The sequence below is a fragment of the Paracraurococcus ruber genome, from assembly GCF_004353985.1.
Classification (GTDB): domain Bacteria; phylum Pseudomonadota; class Alphaproteobacteria; order Acetobacterales; family Acetobacteraceae; genus Paracraurococcus; species Paracraurococcus ruber.
In genome coordinates this window covers 1-1,089 of sequence record NZ_SMOA01000596.1, presented here as the reverse complement: position 1 = coordinate 1,089, position 1,089 = coordinate 1, and the positions used below count along the sequence as shown (strand labels likewise).

Below are 1,089 nucleotides of genomic sequence, written 5' to 3'. Positions count from 1 at the left end.
GGCGATCCGCGCCTCCGCGAGGCGCTTCGCCGTCACGTCCTGCGTCACGCCGCTCATGCGCAAGGCACGGCCATCCGGCCCCCGCTCGGCCCGCCCCTGCAGGCGCAGCCAGTGCACCGCGCCGTCCGGCCAGGTCACCCGGAATTCGACATCGCAGCCGGCTTCGTTCCGAAGCGCCCGATCGACGGCATGCGCATAGGCGACGGCGTCCTCGGGGTGGACCAGCGCGGCCGCGGTGCCGGCGGTGGGCAGCGAACCTGCCGGCCGGCCGTACAGCGCTTCGTAGCCGGCCGATACATGCAGCGCATCGGTGCCGATGGTCCAGTCCCAGGTGCCCATGCCGACCGCGGTGATGGCACGGGCGAAGCGCGCCTCGCTATCCGCCAAGTCGCGCATCGCCTGCTTCAGGGCGGTGATGTCGGTGCGGATGCCCACCGTGCCGCCATCCGGCGTGCGCCGTTCCGTCACCAGGATCCAGCGACCGTCCGGCAGCAGCCTTTCCATCGGCGGATGGTCGCTCCGGCGTCGTTCCACCAAGCGCCGGGTGAAGCCCTCGATGTCCTCGCCGGCCTCGGGATACTGACCGCGCCGCGCACCTTCGCGGATGATGTCTTCGAAGCGCGCACCGGGCACGATGAGCGGCGCGCTGACCGAATAGATGTCGCGATAGCGCTGGTTGCAGGTGACCAGCCGCCCCTTGGCGTCGAACATCACGAAGCCATCGGGCATGGAGTCGATGGCGCGGTCGAGCATGGCGCGGCCGCGCTCGCGCTCTGTCTCCGTCCGCGCCCGCTGCCGCAATGCCAGCAGCAGCGCGGCGGCCAGCGTGACGACGGCGAGCAGGGCGAAGAAGCCGCCGGCCAGCACACCTTCCCGGTGGCTTGCCCAGTCGGCCATCGCCGCCTCGCGCTCGAGCGAGACGGTGACGCGGAGGGCGGGGTAGAGCGTGGGCCGCGTCGCCAGGAAGGAGCGCTCCGGCGAACTCGGCTCAGGCAATGCCGGCCGGATCTCCGCCGGCCGGCCCATGCGGCCCTCGTCATGCGGCAGGCTCGCCAGCAGGGCGCCGTCGCTGCGTTCCAGCGCGACGCG

1 protein-coding gene is annotated in these 1,089 nt (G+C 72.4%); it reads right to left on the bottom strand.

All coding sequences use genetic code 11. From position 1 onward, the window contains the following. The coding region (locus E2C05_RS31980) for a PAS-domain containing protein (protein ID WP_133223623.1) at positions 1 to 1,089 on the bottom strand (1,089 nt) is incomplete at both ends.